Genomic DNA, 18,842 nt, shown 5'->3' with positions numbered 1-18,842 from the left:
CGGATCACTCGGTCATCTCCCTGATCACATCCTGTGACGCCCGGTCGGGCGGCAACGCTGCTCCGGCCGGAGCCGCCGGGCCGGCGTCGCCGGTCGGCCGCTGCGCACCGGGCGCCGACGGCATCCCGCCCCGGTCCACCAGCGGCAGCGAGCGTAGCGCGCGTTCCAGGTGCCACTGCAGGTGCGCCGCGACCAGGCCGCTGCACTCCCGACGTACCCCGTTCTCGGTGGCGTCGGCAACCCGCCAGTCACCGACGGTCAGTGCCGACATCAGGTCGATCGTTGCCGGCGCCGGGTGGGTGGCCCCGGGTGGCCGGCAGTCCGGGCAGACCGCTCCACCGGCCGGTACCGAGAAGGCCCGGTGTCGACCGGGCGTGCCACAGACCGCGCAGGCGGTCAGAGCCGGTGCCCAACCTGCCAGCGTCATCCCCCGCAGCAGGTACGCGTCGAGCACGAGGGTGGTGGCGTGGCCGCCGTCAGCGAGGGCGCGCAACGCCCCCAGGGTGAGCTGGAACAGCCGCAACGAGGGCTCCCGTTCGACCGGGGTGAGCCGCTCGGCGGTCTCGGCGATCGCGCTGGCCGCGGTGTAGCGGGGGTAGTCACCCAGGAACCGTTTGCCGTACAGGTCGATCCCCTCGACCTGGCTGACGCTGTGCAGCGAACTGCCCTGCTCCCCCTTGGGATCACCGGCCAGTTGCAGATCGACGTGCCCGAAGGGCTCCAGCCGGGCACCGAACTTCGAGGTGGTCCGGCGTACACCTCGGGCGACGGCGCGCAGCCGGCCGTGTCGCCGGGTCAGCAGCGTGATGATCCGGTCGGACTCGCCGAGTTTCTGCACACGCAGTACCACGGCGTCGTCGCGGTAGAGCTGTCGGCGGTACCCGGCCATCACACCATTCTCCCCTCCGGCCGAAGGTCCGGTTCGACCCCGGGCCGGAATTCAGGGTCCGCTCGGGGTTGTCGTGCCGGTGAACCCGGATGTGCGCCGCTCGTGCCCGTCGTAGCGTGCTCGGCATGGCTTCGCACCGGATCAGCGCCGACCCCCGGACCGCCTCCGCGGATCGGCCCGCCGTGACGCGACGGTCCACCGTGCGGTGCGGGAGCAGCTCGCGGCGTGGCGGCACCGCACGCCGGACCGGCATCGCGGTCGCCGCGGCCGCCGCCCTCATCGTCCTCGTCGGGTGCGACAAGCTGTCGTACCGACGACTCGACTTCGACACCACCGAGTCCGCCAGGATCACCGCCATCCAGGTGCTGCCCGGTGCCGGCGACGTGGTGATCCGGGCCGACAGCGCAACCGACGGGGTACGCGTCAAGCGCGTGGTGCGCTACCAGGGTGAACAGCCGGACGCGACATACGAGATCAACGGCGCCGAACTGGTGCTGGACGCCTCGTGCGGCCCCCGGTGCAGCGTCTCCTACGAGGTGACGGTCGCCGAGGGGGTCAGCGTGCGGGGTGGGACCGGCTCCGGCAACGTGGACCTGAGCCGGGTCGGCCGGGTGGACGTCGAGGTCGGCTCCGGCGACGTGCGGGTCACCGCGGCAACCGACAGCGTCCGGGTGGAAACCGGCTCCGGCAACATCGAGGTGTACGACGTGACCGCACCCGTCGTGATGCGGGCCTCCTCCGGCAACGTGACGGGCAGCCGCCTCGGCGGCGACGTGGACGCGCAGACCAAGTCCGGCAACGTCACTGTCGAACTGGAGGAGCCTGCCGCCGTCCGGGCGCACGCGTCGAGTGGCAACGTCGACCTGACCGTGCCGGACGGCCCGTACCAGGTCCGGTCGGACGTCGGTTCCGGTCGCACCGAGCTGGGTGTGACGCACGACCCGACGGCCCCGTTGGTCCTCGACCTGCGTACCGGAAGCGGCGACATCACCGTCACCTCGCGATGATCTCGTCGCCCCGATCACGCTGCTCCGGGACCGGCGGTGCACGACGCCGCGCCGGCCGTCCCCGTCCCGGATCGGGATCGTCGGTGCGGGACTCCGCGTGGCGGCGGGTGGGCTGCGACGTCGGGCGGCGACCACCGGGGATCAGTTCGGGCGGGCGCTGTGCCGCGATGTCCTCGACCCAGCCCACAAGCGCGGTCACCAGGCACACCAGCAGGAAGACCAGGGTCACCCGGATCGCCAGGCCCAGCAGGTCCTGGTGCGACCAGCCGACCATGTCGACCAGCGGGGTGAGTGCGACCACGAACGCCATGTGCCACAGGTAGACCGTCAGCGCCCGCCGGTTCAGCACGGTGACCGCCCGAGCGACCACGGCGCTGCGGTCCACCCAGTCCGCGGTCGCCGGTGACCGGCCCAGTGCCACCAGGATGAACGCGGCCGACCAGAGTGCGTTGCCGAGCGGGATGTCGTTCAGGTCGTAGCCGCGCGGACCCTGATGGGTCAGCACCCAGGCACCGCCCAGCGCTGCGAGCGTGAACGCAGTCGGCACCAGGACCCAGGCGCTGAGGCGGCGCAGCATTCCGCTCTGGTGGGCGAAACCCAGCAGCCACGCCCCGAAGTAGAGCCCGAAGTGGCGCAGCACGAGCGGCGGGTTCTGATAGATGCCCGACTCGATGACCAGCAGCAGGCAGTACGGCGCGAGCAGGGTGGGCAGCGGGAAGCGGCGGAACAGCCACAGCGCGACCGGAGAGGCGAGCACGAACCACAGGTAGTCGCGCAGATACCAGATCGGGCTCAGCGCCAACGCACCCCAGTAGTTCGCCGGCGGGTCGGACACGGGGAAGAGCCAGAGCAGCACCTTGGGGGTCAGCGGCAGCCCGGTGAGCAGCATCGCCGGCACGAAGATCGCAGCGAGCACCCACAGCGACGGCAGCAGCCGCCGCAGCCGACGACCGACCGCCACCGGTCCGGAACGCAGCAGGGACGCGGCCATCAGTGACCCGGCGAGCGCGAACATCACCGACATCGCTGGAAATATCAGCGTGAGCGATGCCCAGCCAGTGACGTGGTAGACGACCACCCGCACGATGGCCAGAGCGCGCAGCAGGTCCAGGTATCTGTTTCGCATCAGCCTGCATCTATGTCGAGGGCGCGGAGACTCTTGCCCTCCTACCCTCTATCGCCCGCCGTCGAAACAACCAGAGACCCACTCCAATAGTGAAAATGACCATAAGACTGACCGGTCCCGATCAGACGACCCAGTGACAGAAGCCCAACTCACCGATCCGCCAGACCCGCTCAGAACCCGAGCTTGCGCAGCTGCTTCGGGTCACGCTGCCAATCCTTGGCCACCCGGACGTGCAGATCGAGATAGACCTTCGTGCCCAGCAGCTCCTCGATCTGCCGCCGCGCGGCAGTGCCGACACCCTTCAGCCGAGCACCCCGGTGCCCGATGACGATCGCCTTCTGGCTGGGTCGCTCCACGTACACGTCGGCGTAGATCTTCGTCAGCCGACCCTCCGCGATCATCTCCTCCACCACCACGGCGATGGAGTGCGGCAACTCGTCCCGGACGCCTTCCAGCGCAGCCTCCCGGACCAGCTCGGCCACCAGCACCTGTTCCGGATCCTCGGTCAGCATGTCGTCCGGATACAGCTGCGGCGACTCGGGAAGATAGCGGGTCATCACTTCGACCAGGGTGTCCACCTGATGCCCCGATACCGCACTGACCGGCACGACCTCCGCGAAGTCCCCCAACTCGCTGACAGCGAGCAGCTGCTCGGCGAGGCGCTTGCGATCGACCAGGTCTGTCTTGGTGACCACGGCCAGCACCGTCGCCTTCAGCTCGGCCAGTTCCCCGGTGATGAACCGGTCACCTCGGCCGACCTGCTCGTCGGCCGGAATGCAGAGCCCGATCACGTCGACCTCGCTCCAGGTCTGCCGGACCAGATCGTTGAGTCGTTCACCCAGAAGGGTGCGGGGACGGTGCAGCCCCGGGGTGTCCACCAGTACGAGCTGCGAATCCGGTCGGTGCAGCACCGCCCGAATGACATGCCGGGTGGTCTGCGGCCTGTTCGACGTGATTGCGATCTTTTGCCCGACGATGGCGTTCGTCAACGTGGACTTGCCGGCGTTGGGCCGCCCGACGAAACACGCGAATCCCGCCCGGTAGGCGCGCTCGCGCTCGCTCATTCGGTCACCGTGCCGAGCACCGTGCCGTCCGGCCCAGCCACATGGACCGGCGCGTCGGCAGCCAGGTCACGCACCGCCGCGAATCCGGCACCATCCAGCGTCGACGCCTCGGTCACCACCACCGCCGCCTCCAGCCGGGTCGCGCCCGCCGCCGCCGCCGAAGCGACCGCCAACTGCAACGCGGTGATGGTCAGCGAGGGCAGCGACACACTGGCCGCCGCGTACGTCCGGCCGTCCTGGTCCCGGACCGCGGCACCCTCCACGGCGCCCACCCTCCCCCGGGCGCCCCGGGCGAGGACGACCAACTTGGCGTCCTCGGCGCTCAGGTCGCAGCCGGTGGACCGGGCAGCCGGTACGGCGGGGAACTCAGACATCGGCGGGTTGCCTCTCCTCGGATCGGTCGGTGTCGGAACGGGAGACGGGCGGTGACCCGCCCGGGTCGTCCTGCGTGTCTGTCGGCTCCACCCGGCACACCAGCACCGTGTCGATCCGGTTGCGGCGACCGGTGGTGCCCTCGGCGACCAGGTGCAGACCGGCCACCTCGACCCGCGCCCCCGGGATCGGCACCCGCCCCAGGGCCTGGGCGAGCAGACCACCCACGGTCTCCACCTCGTCGTGCGGCAGCTCGGTGTCGAACAGCTCACCGAGATCCTCCACCGGCAGCCGGGCGGTGACCCGCACCGCACCGTCGGGCAGCTGCTCGACCGGTGGACGTTCGACGTCGTACTCGTCGGTGATCTCGCCGACGATCTCCTCGAGAATATCCTCGATGGTGACCAGGCCGCCGGTGCCGCCGTACTCGTCGACCACGATGACCAGATGGTTGCGGGCGGCCTGCATCTCCGACAGCAGATCGTCAACCGGCTTGGACTCGGGTACGAAGGTCGCCGGTCGCATCAGCTCGGCCACCGGCACCTGGCGATCCTCGGCCGCCCCGCCCTGGGTGTGCCGGATCAGGTCCTTGAGATAGAGGATGCCGAGCACGTCGTCGACGCTCTCACCGATGACCGGGATCCGGGAGAAGCCGGAACGCAGGAACAGCGCGAGTGCCTGGGAGAGGTTCTTGCCCGACTCGATCCACACCATCTCGGTACGCGGCACCATCACCTCGCGGGCAATGGTGTCGCCGAGGGCGAAGACCGAATGGATCATCTGCCGCTCGCCGTGCTCCACCACACCGCGCTGCTCGGCCAGATCGACGAGTTCGCGCAGCTCGACCTGGGTGGCGAACGGCCCCTCCCGGAAACCACGGCCCGGGGTGACCGCGTTCCCGATCAGGATCAGCAGGGAGGCCAGCGGGTTGAGCACCCGGCCCAACCAGCGCACCAGCGGTGCGGCCACCCGACCCACCGCGTACGCGTGCTGCCGGCCGAGGGTGCGCGGACCGACGCCGACCACGACGAAGCTGACCACGGTCATCGCCCCGGCCGTGACAAGCGCCGCACGCCAGCCCGCACCGAAGGTGTCCACCGCGACCAACGCCACGAGCGTGGTGGCGGTCAGCTCGGCGAGCAGCCGCAACAGCAGCAGGAGATTGAGGTGCCGTACCACGTCGCCGGCGACTGTCTGGAGCGTACGAGCGCCCCGGAGGCCCTCGCGGGACAGTTCCGCCGCACGGGCCGGTGAGACCGCGGCCAGAGCGGCCTCGGTCATCGCGATCAGGCCGGCGAGCACCACCAGCCCGGCAGCGAACACGAGCAGTTGCAGGTCGGGAAGGCCGGTGGCGGTCGCGGCCAATCGTGGGTCCATCACCGGGAGTGGGCCGACCGCCAGCTCGCCAGCAGCCTGGCCTGCAATCCGAACATCTCCCGCTCCTCCTCCGGCTCCGCGTGGTCGTACCCGAGCAGGTGCAGGACACCGTGCACGGTGAGCAGGTGCAACTCGTCGGCGGTGCGGTGCCCGGCGGTCACGGCCTGCTTGGCCGCCACCTCCGGGCAGAGCACGATGTCGCCGAGCAGCGCCGGCTCACCACCGGCGGCGGTCTCGCCCGGCCCATGATCGACGCTGCCCTCGTCCATGGGGAAGGCCAGCACATCGGTCGGACCGTCGCCGCCCATCCAACGATGGTTCAGCTCGGTCATGTAGTCGACGTCCACCAGCAACACGGACAGCTCGGCGAGCGGGTTGACACCCATCTCGTCGAGCGCGTGCCGGGCGACGGCGAGCACGGCGTCGGTGTCGACCTCGGCACCGGACTCGTTGGCGATCTCGATGGACAACTGTCTTCCCTCGGTCTAGCGGCGCCGGCCGCCGCGGTTGCCCTGGGCACTGCGCCCGGCCACCGCGTGCACGCCCTGCGCCTGCTGGTTCTCGGCGTCCCACCGTGCGTACGCGTCGACGATCTTCCCGACCAACCGGTGACGAACCACATCGGCGCTGGAGAGCTGCGCGAAGTGCACGTCGTCGACACCGCCCAGGATGTCCCGGACCACCCGCAGCCCGCTGGTCGTCCCGCCGGGCAGGTCGACCTGGGTGACATCGCCGGTCACCACGATCTTGGAGCCGAAGCCGAGCCGGGTGAGGAACATCTTCATCTGCTCCGGCGTGGTGTTCTGCGCCTCGTCGAGAATGATGAAGGCGTCGTTCAGCGTGTTGTGCGTGACCAGGAAGTCATCGGTGACATACAGCGAATCCTCCGCCGCGACCTGGATGCACATCGTCTCCCGGACACCCGCCGGGACGATCGAATCGATGAAACGCATCGGCCGGGCGCCGCCGCGCTCCTCGTACCGCTGACGCTTACCCGCGAGCCGGAACGGTGCTACGTCCTCCGGCAGGCGGATCTCCACGAGATACGCGTCCAATCGACCGTCGGCCAGGCCCGGCGTGCCGCCCTCAGCCTCTCGAACGCGCCAGGTCGCCACCCCACCGAGTGACTGGACCAGGTGGACGACGTCGTCACGCAGTCGGGAAGAGGACGTCGAGTACCGCAACCGGCAGCTGCGTCCTGTTTCGACGACCGAGCCGCCGTCGCTGTCCAGCAGCCCCTGCAGGACGGCGAGGCGAACATCGATGCTGTTCTGGAGGTACCGGGCCGGGACGAAGCCGGTGCCCGGCTCCGTCCCGGCCAGACCCAGCTCACGGAGCGCGACCGTCACCGGGTTCGCGACGAGCACTGCACCCTGGTGCCCGTCGGTGTGCCGGAGTACGTAGGCACGTTCGCTCGTGCGGTGCAGCTCGATGTCGTCGAAGTCGTCCCCGATCGACCGGGTGATCTCGGGGTCCGCCGTGGTGAGGGTCGGCGTCGTCCCGCACGAGATCGACCCGCCACCGAGCAGCAGGCCGAGGACGTACGGGTCGAGCGGAACGTCCTGCGGCTCCAACCGGACCGCAGCGACCACCGGCAGTTCGTAACGGCGGTCGCAACCACGCCGTTCCTGCCCGATCATCTCCTGGGTCTCCAGCGTGCGCCGGCGACCACGCCGCTCGTCCTCGGCAGTGGACACGGTCCAGAGGTGCTCACCGCAGCACAGGGTGGAGGCCCCGTCCTGCGTGGTCACCCGGTAGACCTGCTTGGGCCCCTGCGGGTAGACGCCGATCACCGGGGTCGGCTCGCCGTTCGAGCCGATCACCAGATCGCCGACCTGGAGTGCGCCGAACCGCTTGAAGCCTTCCGGCGTCAACACGCGGGCGTCGTACGGCTGCGCCCGACCTCGCATGTAGGCCAGGGGGGCGACCTCGATCGTGCCGGCGGCCATCAGCCTCGGAATGGTCTCCGGGTCCAGCATGTCATGCAGGGCGTCGTACAGCGGCCGTAGATAGGGATCGATCTTATCGTTGAGCGTACCGGGCAGGAAACCCAGTCGCTCACCGGCCTCGACCGCCGGCCGGGTCAGGATGATCCTGCTGATCTGCTTGGCCTGCAACGCCTGCACGGCCTTGGCCATCGCGAGGTAGGTCTTGCCGGTGCCCGCCGGGCCGATGCCGAAGACGATGGTGTGCCCGTCGATCGCGTCGACGTAGCGCTTCTGCCCGAGCGTCTTGGGACGGATGGTGCGCCCGCGCCGGGAGAGGATGTTGAGGGTCAGGACCTCGGCGGGTCGCTCCGTGCCACCCTGTTCGAGCATGCCGACGGTACGCCGGACGGCATCGGTGGTCAGGGTCTCACCTTTCTCGATGAGTTCGAGCAACTCACCGAAAAGACGTTCGGCGAGGGCGTTGTCAGCGGCAGCGCCGGTGATGGTGATCTCGTTGCCACGCACGTGCACGTCGCTGTTCACCGAGCGCTCGACCAGTCGCAGGATCTCGTCACCCGCGCCGAGCAGGTTGACCATGATCTTCGGATCGGGAACCGTGATCCTGGTCTGCACCCGGGGCGGGCCGGGAGGTGGGGTGCCGGTCATAGGTCGGGCCCGTGGGCCCTGCGCCACCTGCTCTCGATCTCGATGCCGGGCCCGGGGCGCGGCGTACGGACGTTGCCACCATCGTATCGGGTCAACCGCACGGACACGCTTCCCATTTCCACCGCTTCGACACCCGGGCACCACCGGACACGACGGGGTGTTTCACCCCATCCGACCACCCGGTCAGCCGCGGAAGTCGAACCCGAGCCGATCCGCAAACGCGTGTGCTCGTCGAGGGTCGTGTCGTTTCCGGTGCCGCCTGCGGTACACGTCCACAGCGGCCGGTCGGCACGGTACGCCGCCGGTACCCCGGCCTGCGCCTGAACCTGCCGTACCATCCGCTCCTGACGACCGGCGGCGGAGGTGGGACCGCCGGCCGAGCTCATCCGAGGCTCCGGGTCAACATCGGGCCGAGAGGGGCACCGCCGAGCACATGCGCGTGCACGTGGAAGACCTCCTGGCCGCCGTACGCCCCGGTGTTGAACATCAGCCGGAACCCGTCGCCGAGCAGACCCTCGTCCTCGGCCACCGCGGCGGCCGTGGCCAGCACCTCCCCGGCCAGCACCGGATCACCCTGACCGAGGGTGGCCACGTCCACGTAATGCTCCTTCGGCACCACGAGCACGTGCACCGGCGCCTTCGGGTCGATGTCGCGGAAGGCCAGCGTGGTGGACGTCTCGCGGACCACGGTGGCCGGGATCTCACCGGCGACGATGCGGCAGAACAGACAGTCACTTCCCATCCGGGCAGTGTAAGGAAGGGCCGGGTACGGGCCACGTGATGGTTCGCACGGACCTGGCCGCACCGGACGCCGTGCCGACGATGGTCGACGACGCAGCCGACCGGCTCGGTTTCCGGCGAATCCGGCGTACGGCGCGCGATCAGCGCCGTGAACGGCGCTTCGTACCTGCGAACCTGACCGGCGCCTGACTCACCAGCGCAGCAGCCGGGTGGCGAGGACCGCCAGGGCGGCCACGCCCGCGGTGGAGGTGCGCAGCACCGACGGACCCAGCCGCACCGGTCGGGCGCCGACCTCCTCGAAGGCCGCCAGCTCCGTCGGGGAGATGCCCCCCTCCGGCCCCACCACCAGCACGATCTCACCGCGTTCGGGAAGTTCGACGGTGGTCAGTCGGTCGGTCGCCTCCTCCGACAGCACGTAGCCGGCCGCCGCGCCGGCAAGTCGACCCGCCACCGAGGCGGTGGCCTCGTCCGGGGCGCCTGCCACCACCGGGAGCCACGCCCGTCGAGCCTGCTTGGCCGCTTCCCGGGCGGTCGCGACCCACCTGCCGCGGGCTCGTACGCCCCGGTCTCCGCGCCACTGCACCACCGACCGGCTCGCCGCCCACGGGACCACCTCGTCCACACCGGCCTCGGTCATCGCCTGCACGGCAAGCTCACCCCGGTCACCCTTGGCGATGCCCTGGACGACCACCAGCCGGGGGTTCGCCGCGTCGACGTACCCACGGTCGATCACGTCGAGGTCTAGGGTGCCCCGGCCGACAGCGGTGACCACCGCGGTGGCGGTGCCGCCACGGCCGTCGGCGAGCACCACCTGCTCGCCGACGCGTAACCGTTGCACGGTAGCGGCGTGGTGTCCCTCCGGACCGTCCAGCACCATCGAGTTCGCGGTGGGCAGCGCCTCGACCAGGAACAGCGGGGCGGACACGTCAGGCGTGGCCGTTGAAGGCGTCGCGCATCCGGGAGAAGAAGCCCCCCTGCTTGGTCAGCTCGGCGACCTCCTCGCCACGGGTCTTGGCGAACTCGCGCAGCATCCGCTCCTGCTCGGCGTCGAGCTTGGTGGGCGTACGCACGTCCAGATGGACGTAGAGGTCGCCCCGCCCGGCTCCGCGTAGGTGCGGTACACCACGGGCGCGCAGGCGCAACGTGCTGCCCGGCTGGGTACCCGCCTTGACGTCGAGCAGCTCCTCACTGTCGAGCGCCTTGATGGTCAACCGGGTGCCGAGCGCGGCGGCGGTCATCGGCACGGTGACCCGGCAGTGCAGGTCGTCGCCCTTGCGGGAGAACACGTCGTGTGGCCGTTCGTGGATCTCCACGTAGAGGTCACCTGCGGTGCCGCCCCCCGGGCCGACCTCGCCCTGCTGGGCCAGTCTGATCCGCATACCGTCCTCCACCCCGGCGGGGATCTTGACGGTCAGCGAACGCCGGGTGCGGACCCGGCCGTCACCGGCGCAGGTCGGGCAGGGGTGCGGGATGGTGGTGCCGTATCCCTGGCAGACCGTGCACGGACGGGCGGACACCACCTGGCCGAGGAAGGTCCGCTGCACCGACTGCACCTCGCCCCGGCCGCCACACGCCTCGCAGGTAGCCAGGTGTGTGCCGGCGGCCGTGCCCGCGCCGGAGCAGGTGGTGCAGAGTACGGCGGTGTCGACGGTGATCGGCGCCTCGACACCGAAGGCCGTCTCCTGGAGGTCCAACTCCAGTCGCAGGATCGCGTCGGCACCGGGGCGGGTACGTGGTCGCGGACCTCGTCCGGCACCGGCGGCACCACCGAAGAACGCATCCATGATGTCCTGGAAGCCGACGAATGGTCCGGCTCCGCCGGGGCCGCCCGGTCCGCCGGGCCCACCTCCGCCCGGTGCCAGCGGGTCCCCGCCCAGGTCCACGATCTGCCGCTTCCGATCGTCCGAGAGGACCTCGTACGCGGCGTTGATGTCCTTGAACTTCTCCTGTGCCTCCGGATCCGGATTCACGTCCGGATGGAACTGTCGCGCCAGCTTGCGGTAGGCGCGCTTGATCTCGTCATCGGAGGCACCCTTGCTCACGCCGAGAATGCCGTAGTAGTCCCTGGCCACTGCGTTCCGTGTCCTCGTGTTCGTCTCGAGTTACGCCGTTCGGCGGCGGCAGCCTGCCGTCGGCCCTGACTGGTCAGTTCTGGGCCAGCAGCTCGCCCACGTAGCGTGCCACGGCCCTCACCGTGGCGATGGTCCCGGGGTAGTCCATCCGGGTCGGCCCCAGCACACCCATGCCCGCGACGATCGTCGCGCCCGGGCCGTACCCGGTGCTGACCACGGATGCAGCCCGCAGGTTGTCGATCTCGTTCTCGTCGCCGATTCGCACCCGCAGTGTGCTCGGCTCCACCTCGCCGATGAGCTTGAGCAGTACGACCTCCTCCTCAAGTGCTTCGAGGATCGGCCGCAACGAGCCCTGGAAGTCGAGCAGGCCACCTCGGGTGAGGTTGGCGGTGCCGGCCAGAGCGAGCCGCTCCTCGTGCCGTTCGACGAGCGTTTCCAACAGCACCGTCGAGAGTGTGGTCATCGCCGGTCGCAGGTGGGGTACGCACTCGTCGATGAGTGCCTGTACCAGCGGCGGGGTCTCCGACAGCCGGACACCTACCAGTTTCTCGTTCACCAGCCGGCGCAGATCCAGCACGTCGTCGGCGGGGACCGGTGCGGGCAGCTCCACCAGTCGCTGCTCGACCCGGCCGGTGTCGGCGATCATCACAAGCATCAGTCGGGTGGTGGAGATGGGCACCAGTTCCAGGTGACGCACCCTGGACCGGGCCAGGCTCGGATACTGCACGACGGCGACCTGCCGGGTCAGCTGCGCCAGCAGCCGCACTGTGCGGTGCACCACGTCGTCGAGATCCACGGCACCGGCCAGGAACCGCTCGATCGCCCGACGCTCGGCCGGGCTCAGCGGTTTGACCCGGCTCAGCCGGTCGACGAAGAGGCGGTAGCCACGATCGGTGGGTACCCGTCCCGCGCTCGTGTGCGGCTGGCGGATGTACCCCTCCTCCTCCAGCACCGCCATGTCGTTACGGACCGTGGCCGGCGAGACCCCGAGCTGGTGCCGCTCGACGAGCGACCTGCTACCGACCGGCTCCTGAGTGGCGACGTAGTCCTCGACGATTGCCCGGAGCACGGCGAGCTTCCGGTCGTCCAGACTCATCCTTGCCACCTCCTGTCGCAGGTCAGCCCGCGGCGTCACGGCCGCCAGAGGAACACTCTGGCACTCGACTGTAGCGAGTGCCAGTCTACGTCGGCGTCCCTGTCGACGCGATGATCAAGTCAGCACTTCCACCATCCAACCGAACGGTGGGTTGACACTGGCCGGTGTCGCTCTGGTGCGCCGTTGTCGCCGGCACCTACCGTGGCCCCCATGACTGAACCACCTCGTCCCCCGAACTCCGGCGACGAACCCACGACACCAATGTCCGGTTCACCTGGCCAGGGCGGCTACCCACCGCCCGGCGGCTACCCACCCCCCACCGGTGATCAGCCGCCGTCGGCCGGCTACCCCCCACCCGGCGGTTACCCGCCGCCACCGGGAGCCCCCGGTGTCGGCTACCCGACCGGGGGCCATGGCGCTCCCGGTGGCGGCTACGCCAACAACGAGGACAAGACCTGGACGCTGATCGCCCACTTCGGCGGCCCGCTCGGCGTCGTCATCGGCGGCGGGCTCTTCGGCTGGGTGGCACCGCTCATCGCGATGATGACCCGCGGGCAGCAGTCGCCGGTCACCCGGGCACACTCGGTGGCCGCACTGAACTTCCAGCTCACCTGGGCTGTCGTTGGCGTACTGAGCTGGGTGCTCACCGCGATCACCTGCGGCATCCTGTTCTTCGTCCCGATGCTCGTCTGGGTCGTGCCGGTGATCTTCGGCATCATCGGTGGGGTCAAGGCCAACGACGGGACGCTCTACCGTTACCCGATGAGCTACTCCTTCGTGAAGCGCTGACGGCGCCAGCCGGACTGATCACGGGGATCAGGGCAGCAGGTCGCGGACCACGGCGTCGGCGAGCAACCGGCCGCGCAAGGTGAGCACCGCGCGGCCGGCGGCGTGGGCGGATTCGGCGAGCAACCCGGCGGCCAGCGCCCGCGCCGCGCCCAGGCGACCGGCGTCGGTCAACGCGTCCAGCGGCAGGCCAGCGGCCAGCCGCAGGCGGAGCATCACGTCCTCCATGTGCGCCTCGGTGCCGGTGAGCACCTCCCGGGCCTGCCCGGGAGACTCACCGGCGCCGAGGCGCCCCGCGTACGTGGCGGGATGTCTGACGTTCCACCAGCGCACCCCGCCGACGTGGCTGTGCGCCCCGGGGCCGAGCCCCCACCAGTCGCCTCCGGTCCAGTAGAGCAGGTTGTGCCGGCAGCGGGCGGCTACCGTGCGAGCCCAGTTGGAGACCTCGTACCAGGAGAAGCCGGCCGCGTCGAGGACGGACTCGGCGGCCAGATACCGGTCCGCGGCCACGTCCTCGTCCGGGTACGGCAGCTCGCCCCGGCGCATCCGAGCCGCCAGTCTGGTGCCGTCCTCGACGATCAGGGCGTACGCACTGACATGGTCGACACCGGCGGCCACCACCTGCTCCAGGGAGGCGGCGAAGTCCTCCGCCCGCTCTCCCGGGGTGCCGTAGATCAGGTCGAGATTGACGTGGTCGAAGCCGGCGTCGCGGGCCTCCAACGCCGCGGCGGTTGCCCGGCCTGCGCTGTGCCGACGGTCCAGCACCGCGAGTACCCCGGGCGCGGCCGACTGCATGCCCAGCGAGATGCGGGTGTACCCGGCGGCGCGCAGCTCCTTGAGCGAGGCGGGTGTCACCGACTCCGGGTTGGCCTCGGTGGTCACCTCTGCCTCGGCGGCCAGCCCCCAGGTCCGGTCGATCGCGTCCAGGATCCGGGCCAGGTCGCCGGTGGGGAGCAGAGTGGGCGTGCCACCGCCGACGAAAACCGTGTCCACTCGGGGCGGCGGTGCGTCCCGCAGCACCCGGGCGGCGAGCGTCAGCTCGGTCAGCACGGCGTCGACGTAACCTTCCCGGCTCGCGCCGGCGCCCAGCTCGTCGGCGGTGTACGTGTTGAAGTCGCAGTAGCCGCAGCGGCTCGCACAGAAGGGCACGTGCACGTACACCCCGAAGCCCCTGGCACCTACGGACACGCGGGCGGAGGCGGGCAGCGACCCCTCGGCAGGGACGGGCTCGCCTACTGGAAGGACGCCGGGCATGGCCACTAGTGTGCCCTGGCATGACGCCTCCCGACGCGTTCGTACCGGTCGCCACGGCCCACGGGGTGACCACGCTCACCCTGGACAGCCCGCACAACCGCAACGCACTCTCCACGCCGCTGATGACCGAGCTGCTGGCCGGGCTGGCCGCCGCGGTCGCCGACGACGCGGTCCGGGTGATCGTGCTCGACCACACCGGTCCAACTTTCTGCTCCGGCGCCGATCTGAAGGAGACCGCGGCGGCGTACGCCAGCGGCACGGTGCCCGCCGGGATGCTGGGTGACGTGCTCGTGGCGGTACGGGAGTGTCCCAAACCGGTTCTGGCGAGGGTCGCCGGTCCGGCACGGGCCGGCGGCCTCGGGCTGATCGCGGCGGCCGACCTGGCGGTCTGCGCCGTCGATGCGACGTTCGCCTTCACCGAGGTGCGGATCGGGGTGATCCCCGCCGTGATCTCCGCGACGGTGCTGCCCCGCCTGACGAGCCGCGCGGCAGCCCAGCTGTACCTGACCGGTGACCCCTTCGACGGTCGACGGGCTGCCGAGATCGGCCTGGTGACCGCCGCGGTGCCGGCTGAGGAACTGGATGCCGTGGTACGGCGGTACTGCGACTCGCTGGTCCGTGGAGCCCCGGCGGCGTTGGCCGGCGTGAAGCGCCTACTGCGTCGGCCGACCACCGTCGACCTGCGCGCCGAACTGACCGAATTGTCCGCGCTGTCCACCGACTACTTCCTGTCGGCCGACGGGATCGAGGGGGTCACCGCGTTCCGCGAGAAGCGGGCACCGCGTTGGGTGGCGGAACTCGACAGGTGAGACAGAGTCGCGACGGGGAACCGTACGTCACGCGTAGGGCGTAACCGGTCGGAGGTGCCGTGTAGGTCGATGCGGGACGTACGCTTGGCGGACCTTGACACGGGAGGTGTGGGTGCGAACTCGGGCTGCTGCGACGGGCTTCGTGGTACTCGTCCTGATCGCCGCGATCGGGATGATCGTGGTGCTGCGACAGGCGGGCGAGGGACTACGGCTACCACTGGCTGGCCGGGCCTGCACGGTGCAGGCCGACGGCGAGGTGACGCTCGACTCACAGCAGATGGCCAACGCGGCGACGATCGCCGCGATCGGGGTGCAGCGGGAGATGCCCGAACAGGCGGTGGTGGTGGCGCTGGCGACCGCCTACCAGGAGTCGGGACTGCGTAACCTGGCCGGGGGCGACCGCGATTCCGTTGGGCTGTTCCAGCAGCGACCGAGCCAGGGTTGGGGCACTCCGGAACAGATCCGCGACCCCCGTTACGCGGCCGGAAAGTTCTACGCGGCATTGAAGAAGGTGCGCGGCTGGGAGGACATGCGGGTCACCGACGCCGCGCAGAAGGTTCAGCGTTCGGCTTTCCCGGAAGCGTACGAGAAGTGGGCCGACGAGTCGCAGGTGCTCTCCCGCGCACTGCTCGGTCACGCCACCACGGCGGTCGCCTGCGCGGTGAACGGCGACCCGGCGATGCGCGGCGCCGCCGCCATCGCCGCGCTGACCGAGGGACTGTCGCTCGACTGGGGCCTGGTGGCCTCCACCTCCGACGACGACCGGAGGGCCGGCACGGGCTACTACAGCTCCACCGTCGACAACGACGGCAACCCGACCCTGCTGAAGGTGGAGATCAACGACTTCGAGCGGAGCCCCGCCGGCAGCCTGACGGCTTCCGCCGATGGTGTCCGGGCCGGTTGGCGCTACACGCACTGGCTGGTCTCCCACGCGAAGGAGCACGGGGTGAAACGGGTGACCTATGACGGCCGGGAGTGGACCGCCAAGCGCGGTGGCTGGAAGCGGTTGCCCGACAGCGACCGGGGTGACACGGAAGTCCTCGCCGAGGTCCACGCCGACGTCTGACGACCCCGATTTCCTTACCCGCAGTCACCGCAAAATCAGGCAACAAGCCTGTTGGGGCTGTTGCCGCAACGTTGAGTGACGTGCGGTATCAGCGTCACCCGCCATCAAGTCCCCGCACCTGTGGAATGAGTTCGGGGCGCCCCCCGCACGCTTTTCACGCACGCTACGATCTGCGGCCTGTGCCAGAAATGCTTTCACCTCTTGGGGAGGGGTACGAACGTGGCATTCGACTACGGCGATCAGACCGGCTACGAACCGATCAGTGACGTCGACCGCAAGGAATTTCACGAGCAGGGCTTTCTCCTGCTGCGCAACGTCCTGACCGAGGATCACCGAGCCGCTCTCGAGACCGCAGTCGACCGGGTGTACGAGGAGGAAAAGGCCAACGGCAACACGACCAAGGACGGCACCCTGCACCTGTTGGGCTTCCTCGAGCGCGACGAGCTCTTCGGTGACCTGCTCACCCATCCGATCGCGTTCCCCTACATGTGGGGACTGGCCGGATGGAACATCTACACCCACCACAACCACCTCGACGTGACGCCACCGGCATCGGAACCCGAGAAGCCGTACTGGGGTTGGCACCAGGACGGATACCGCCAGAACTCCGACCCGGAGACGATGGACCCGCTCCTGCCGCGACCGATGTTCTCCCTGAAGGTCGCCTATGTGCTGTCCGACCTGTCGAAAAAGGGACGGGGAGCAACGAAGGTCATTCCCGGCAGCCACCTGTGGAACTCGCTGCCGCGCCCGATGGACCTAAGCGTGCACAACCCGGACCCCGAGGGCACCGTGGAAATCACCGCCAACCCGGGCGACGCCTTCATATTCGACCGCCGCCAGTGGCACTCCCGGTCGACGAACCTGTCGACCGTCACTCGCAAGATGCTGTTCGTCGGCTACACCTACCGGTGGATCCGTCCGCTCGACGAACTACACCCCGACACGGACGGCCAGTGGTACCGCAACCGCACGCCGGTGCAGCGCCAACTGCTCGGTGAGGGCACCCACACGGCCAACTACTGGGGCATCAACTGGGACGGCTACGTCGACGACGAGATCCCGCTGCGCAGAGAGCTGAAGCAGCGCGGTCTACTCGACCGCGACATCCCCTGGCTCCGCTGACCACGCAAGGTAGGGGCCCCACGCCCACCCCTTGGTGCGAGGGGCCCTCCTGACCCCCCCGGCCGGTAGTCGACGGTTCAGGCAGATGCCGAGGACAGCAGCGGACACGGTCCGGGTCGGTGCCGGCGGCGACGGTCAGCCAGTTGCCTGGCCGAGGCGGCGACGCGCCTTCTCGAGGACCGGCCCGGGAAGGTCGTCGGCGGTCAGCAACCGGGGCAGCAGCGCCGGCTCCAGGGTGAGCGCCCGGAACACCTCGCCGAGGGTCACCCCGTGTGCCGGCCGGTGCACAATCTCGATCGGATCTCCGGCGCCGACTGCGCCTTCGCGGAGCACCCGTAGGTACGCGCCGGGAGCCGCGCGTACGGTGAACCGCCTGACCAGATCCGGCACGCCCCAGAAGCCGGCGAAGGTGGTGCATGGCGTACGCGGCATGGTCACCTGGAGCTGCACCTCGCCGACGGCCCACTGCTCGCCGATCACCGCTCCGGTCACGTCCACCGCGTACGTGGTGAGGTTCTCACCGAAACCGCCCGGTCGGATGGTGCGTCCGAGGTCGGTCGCCCACCAGGCGGTGTCCTCCTCCGCGTACGCGTAGACGGCCTTCTCCGGACCACCGTGGTTGGCCCGGTCGCCGATGAAGTCGCCGGTCACCCCGCCGGCGTGGATCAGCACCGGTGCGTCGACGGGCCGCTTGTCGATGCCGCTGCGCCCGCTCGCGTCACCGGCCCACGTTGCCTCGGTCACGTTGCCGACATTCACGGATGTGACCCTGCCTGTCATGATCACATACTACGGGACCCGCTTCGTCCTTCCCAGAGCCCGCGCCGACGGCAACCCCCGTCCGGTCGGTCGCCACGGCGACGACGTACCCGGAGAAAGGCGCCCGACCTCGGTGGTCGGGCGCCTTTCGCGGTTCAGCGGTTACCGGTGGGTGACACCCCGACGGTTACGGCCCACACCGGCGACCAGCGCGACCGCGACGGCGGCCAGCAGCACCTGGAGCATCAGCTCCCGCCAGTCGATACCGGCGGTCTCGGCGAAGCCGGACGCCCGGGCGATCACCGTGCCGAGCAGCGCGGCGCCCACACCGATGAGCATGTGCAGCCAGATCGGCATGTTCTGCCGGCCCGGCACCACCAGTCGGCCCAGCGCACCGACGATCAGACCAACGATCAGCGCGGTGATGATGCCCCAGACGGTGAGCTCCATGGTCGCTCTCCTTCACAAAAAGACGTTCAACCTTGGTGGTGTTTCTGTCGTGACCTCCTAATGCCCGACGAGCGAAGATCCCAAACCGGCTTTTCTGGCCGAGAGGACACGACGGCTCCGAAAGACCGCGCCAGTGTGACCGGACGCAGGCGGGCGCCCGGCCGGGATGGCCGGGCGCCCGCCTGAGCGATGTGGGGTGCTGCAGATGGCGAAACAGTGGGTGGCCAGGTGCGCCTTCGGCCGGCGAAGCCGCCG

19 protein-coding genes and 3 pseudogenes are annotated in these 18,842 nt (G+C 69.9%); 6 read left to right on the top strand and 16 right to left on the bottom strand.

The window, feature by feature from the left end; translation table 11 throughout:
- Positions 1-4: 4 nt before the first annotated feature.
- Positions 5-889: a DNA repair protein RecO gene (gene recO / locus HCA58_RS11300; RefSeq protein WP_169597742.1), complete on the bottom strand. Its 885-nt coding sequence runs from the start codon at positions 887-889 to the stop codon at positions 5-7.
- A gap of 125 nt (positions 890-1,014) precedes the next feature.
- Between recO and HCA58_RS11295 the strand changes: the two genes are divergently transcribed.
- Positions 1,015-1,896 (top strand): DUF4097 family beta strand repeat-containing protein, encoded by an 882-nt coding sequence (locus HCA58_RS11295; RefSeq protein ID WP_169597741.1) that lies wholly within the window; start codon positions 1,015-1,017, stop codon positions 1,894-1,896.
- Here HCA58_RS11295 and HCA58_RS11290 read toward each other — a convergent pair.
- The 9 genes and pseudogenes from HCA58_RS11290 to HCA58_RS11260 form a co-directional block, all read right to left on the bottom strand.
- Positions 1,883-3,022 (bottom strand): acyltransferase, encoded by a 1,140-nt coding sequence (locus HCA58_RS11290; protein ID WP_169597740.1) that lies wholly within the window; start codon positions 3,020-3,022, stop codon positions 1,883-1,885. The genes HCA58_RS11295 and HCA58_RS11290 overlap by 14 nt on opposite strands.
- A gap of 170 nt (positions 3,023-3,192) precedes the next feature.
- Positions 3,193-4,086 carry a GTPase Era gene (gene era / locus HCA58_RS11285; protein ID WP_169597739.1) on the bottom strand — a complete coding sequence of 298 codons (894 nt, stop codon included), beginning with the start codon at positions 4,084-4,086 and terminating at the stop codon, positions 3,193-3,195.
- A complete protein-coding gene (locus HCA58_RS11280) occupies positions 4,083-4,460 on the bottom strand; it encodes a cytidine deaminase (RefSeq protein WP_169597738.1) in 378 nt (125 codons plus the stop codon). The genes era and HCA58_RS11280 overlap by 4 nt, the downstream gene beginning before the upstream one ends.
- On the bottom strand, positions 4,453-5,859 hold the full coding sequence (locus HCA58_RS11275; RefSeq protein ID WP_169597897.1) for a hemolysin family protein: 1,407 nt from the start codon (positions 5,857-5,859) through the stop codon (positions 4,453-4,455). Before HCA58_RS11275 ends, HCA58_RS11280 begins: the two co-directional genes overlap by 8 nt.
- Complete coding sequence (gene ybeY, locus HCA58_RS11270; protein WP_169597737.1) at positions 5,835-6,305, bottom strand: rRNA maturation RNase YbeY; 471 nt, start codon at positions 6,303-6,305, stop codon at positions 5,835-5,837. Before ybeY ends, HCA58_RS11275 begins: the two co-directional genes overlap by 25 nt.
- Positions 6,306-6,320: 15 nt before the next feature.
- Positions 6,321-6,677, bottom strand: a pseudogene (locus HCA58_RS23520) (PhoH family protein); the annotation flags it as partial.
- Between the two features lie 246 nt (positions 6,678-6,923).
- Positions 6,924-7,475 (bottom strand): annotated as a pseudogene (locus HCA58_RS23515) (LAGLIDADG family homing endonuclease); the annotation flags it as partial.
- A gap of 258 nt (positions 7,476-7,733) precedes the next feature.
- Positions 7,734-8,429, bottom strand: a pseudogene (locus HCA58_RS23510) (PhoH family protein); the annotation flags it as partial.
- A 382-nt stretch (positions 8,430-8,811) separates the two neighbouring features.
- The gene (locus tag HCA58_RS11260) at positions 8,812-9,171 is read right to left on the bottom strand and encodes a histidine triad nucleotide-binding protein (RefSeq protein WP_169597735.1); all 360 of its coding nucleotides are present in this window, start codon (positions 9,169-9,171) and stop codon (positions 8,812-8,814) included.
- A gap of 38 nt (positions 9,172-9,209) precedes the next feature.
- Here HCA58_RS11260 and HCA58_RS23505 point away from each other — a divergent pair, with 38 nt between their 5' ends.
- Complete coding sequence (locus HCA58_RS23505; protein ID WP_169597734.1) at positions 9,210-9,359, top strand: hypothetical protein; 150 nt, start codon at positions 9,210-9,212, stop codon at positions 9,357-9,359.
- 1 nt (position 9,360) lies between these two features.
- Here the strand turns inward: HCA58_RS23505 and HCA58_RS11250 are convergent, their stop codons facing one another.
- From HCA58_RS11250 to hrcA, 3 genes are all read right to left on the bottom strand, one after another.
- Entirely contained in the window at positions 9,361-10,095 is a 735-nt protein-coding gene (locus HCA58_RS11250; RefSeq protein ID WP_169597733.1) for a 16S rRNA (uracil(1498)-N(3))-methyltransferase, read from the bottom strand.
- A gap of 1 nt (position 10,096) precedes the next feature.
- On the bottom strand, positions 10,097-11,242 hold the full coding sequence (gene dnaJ, locus HCA58_RS11245; RefSeq protein WP_169597732.1) for a molecular chaperone DnaJ: 1,146 nt from the start codon (positions 11,240-11,242) through the stop codon (positions 10,097-10,099).
- 73 nt (positions 11,243-11,315) lie between these two features.
- Entirely contained in the window at positions 11,316-12,338 is a 1,023-nt protein-coding gene (gene hrcA / locus HCA58_RS11240) for a heat-inducible transcriptional repressor HrcA (protein ID WP_169597731.1), read from the bottom strand.
- A 210-nt stretch (positions 12,339-12,548) separates the two neighbouring features.
- On the opposite strand from hrcA, the gene HCA58_RS11235 reads away from it, so the two are divergent.
- A complete protein-coding gene (locus tag HCA58_RS11235) occupies positions 12,549-13,127 on the top strand; it encodes a DUF4870 domain-containing protein (RefSeq protein ID WP_169597730.1) in 579 nt (192 codons plus the stop codon).
- Positions 13,128-13,154: 27 nt separating this feature from the next.
- Here HCA58_RS11235 and hemW read toward each other — a convergent pair whose 3' ends face one another.
- The gene (hemW, locus tag HCA58_RS11230) at positions 13,155-14,378 is read right to left on the bottom strand and encodes a radical SAM family heme chaperone HemW (RefSeq protein ID WP_169597729.1); all 1,224 of its coding nucleotides are present in this window, start codon (positions 14,376-14,378) and stop codon (positions 13,155-13,157) included.
- Positions 14,379-14,398: 20 nt separating this feature from the next.
- Here hemW and HCA58_RS11225 point away from each other — a divergent pair, with 20 nt between their 5' ends.
- From HCA58_RS11225 to HCA58_RS11215, 3 genes are all read left to right on the top strand, one after another.
- Positions 14,399-15,187 carry an enoyl-CoA hydratase-related protein gene (locus HCA58_RS11225; RefSeq protein ID WP_169597728.1) on the top strand — a complete coding sequence of 263 codons (789 nt, stop codon included), beginning with the start codon at positions 14,399-14,401 and terminating at the stop codon, positions 15,185-15,187.
- Positions 15,188-15,293: 106 nt separating this feature from the next.
- Positions 15,294-16,253 (top strand): hypothetical protein, encoded by a 960-nt coding sequence (locus HCA58_RS11220; protein WP_169597896.1) that lies wholly within the window; start codon positions 15,294-15,296, stop codon positions 16,251-16,253.
- Between the two features lie 219 nt (positions 16,254-16,472).
- Positions 16,473-17,378: a phytanoyl-CoA dioxygenase family protein gene (locus HCA58_RS11215; protein ID WP_169597727.1), complete on the top strand. Its 906-nt coding sequence runs from the start codon at positions 16,473-16,475 to the stop codon at positions 17,376-17,378.
- Between the two features lie 135 nt (positions 17,379-17,513).
- On the opposite strand, the gene HCA58_RS11210 is transcribed toward HCA58_RS11215, so the two are convergent.
- Positions 17,514-18,158 (bottom strand): MOSC domain-containing protein, encoded by a 645-nt coding sequence (locus HCA58_RS11210; protein ID WP_169597726.1) that lies wholly within the window; start codon positions 18,156-18,158, stop codon positions 17,514-17,516.
- A gap of 141 nt (positions 18,159-18,299) precedes the next feature.
- Positions 18,300-18,587 carry a GlsB/YeaQ/YmgE family stress response membrane protein gene (locus HCA58_RS11205; RefSeq protein WP_093407532.1) on the bottom strand — a complete coding sequence of 96 codons (288 nt, stop codon included), beginning with the start codon at positions 18,585-18,587 and terminating at the stop codon, positions 18,300-18,302.
- Positions 18,588-18,842 lie beyond the last annotated feature (255 nt).

The organism is Micromonospora sp. HNM0581 (assembly GCF_012726175.1).
GTDB lineage: Bacteria > Actinomycetota > Actinomycetes > Mycobacteriales > Micromonosporaceae > Micromonospora.
Note: the sequence above shows the minus strand (reverse complement) of the source record. Positions and strands in the feature narration are given on the sequence as shown.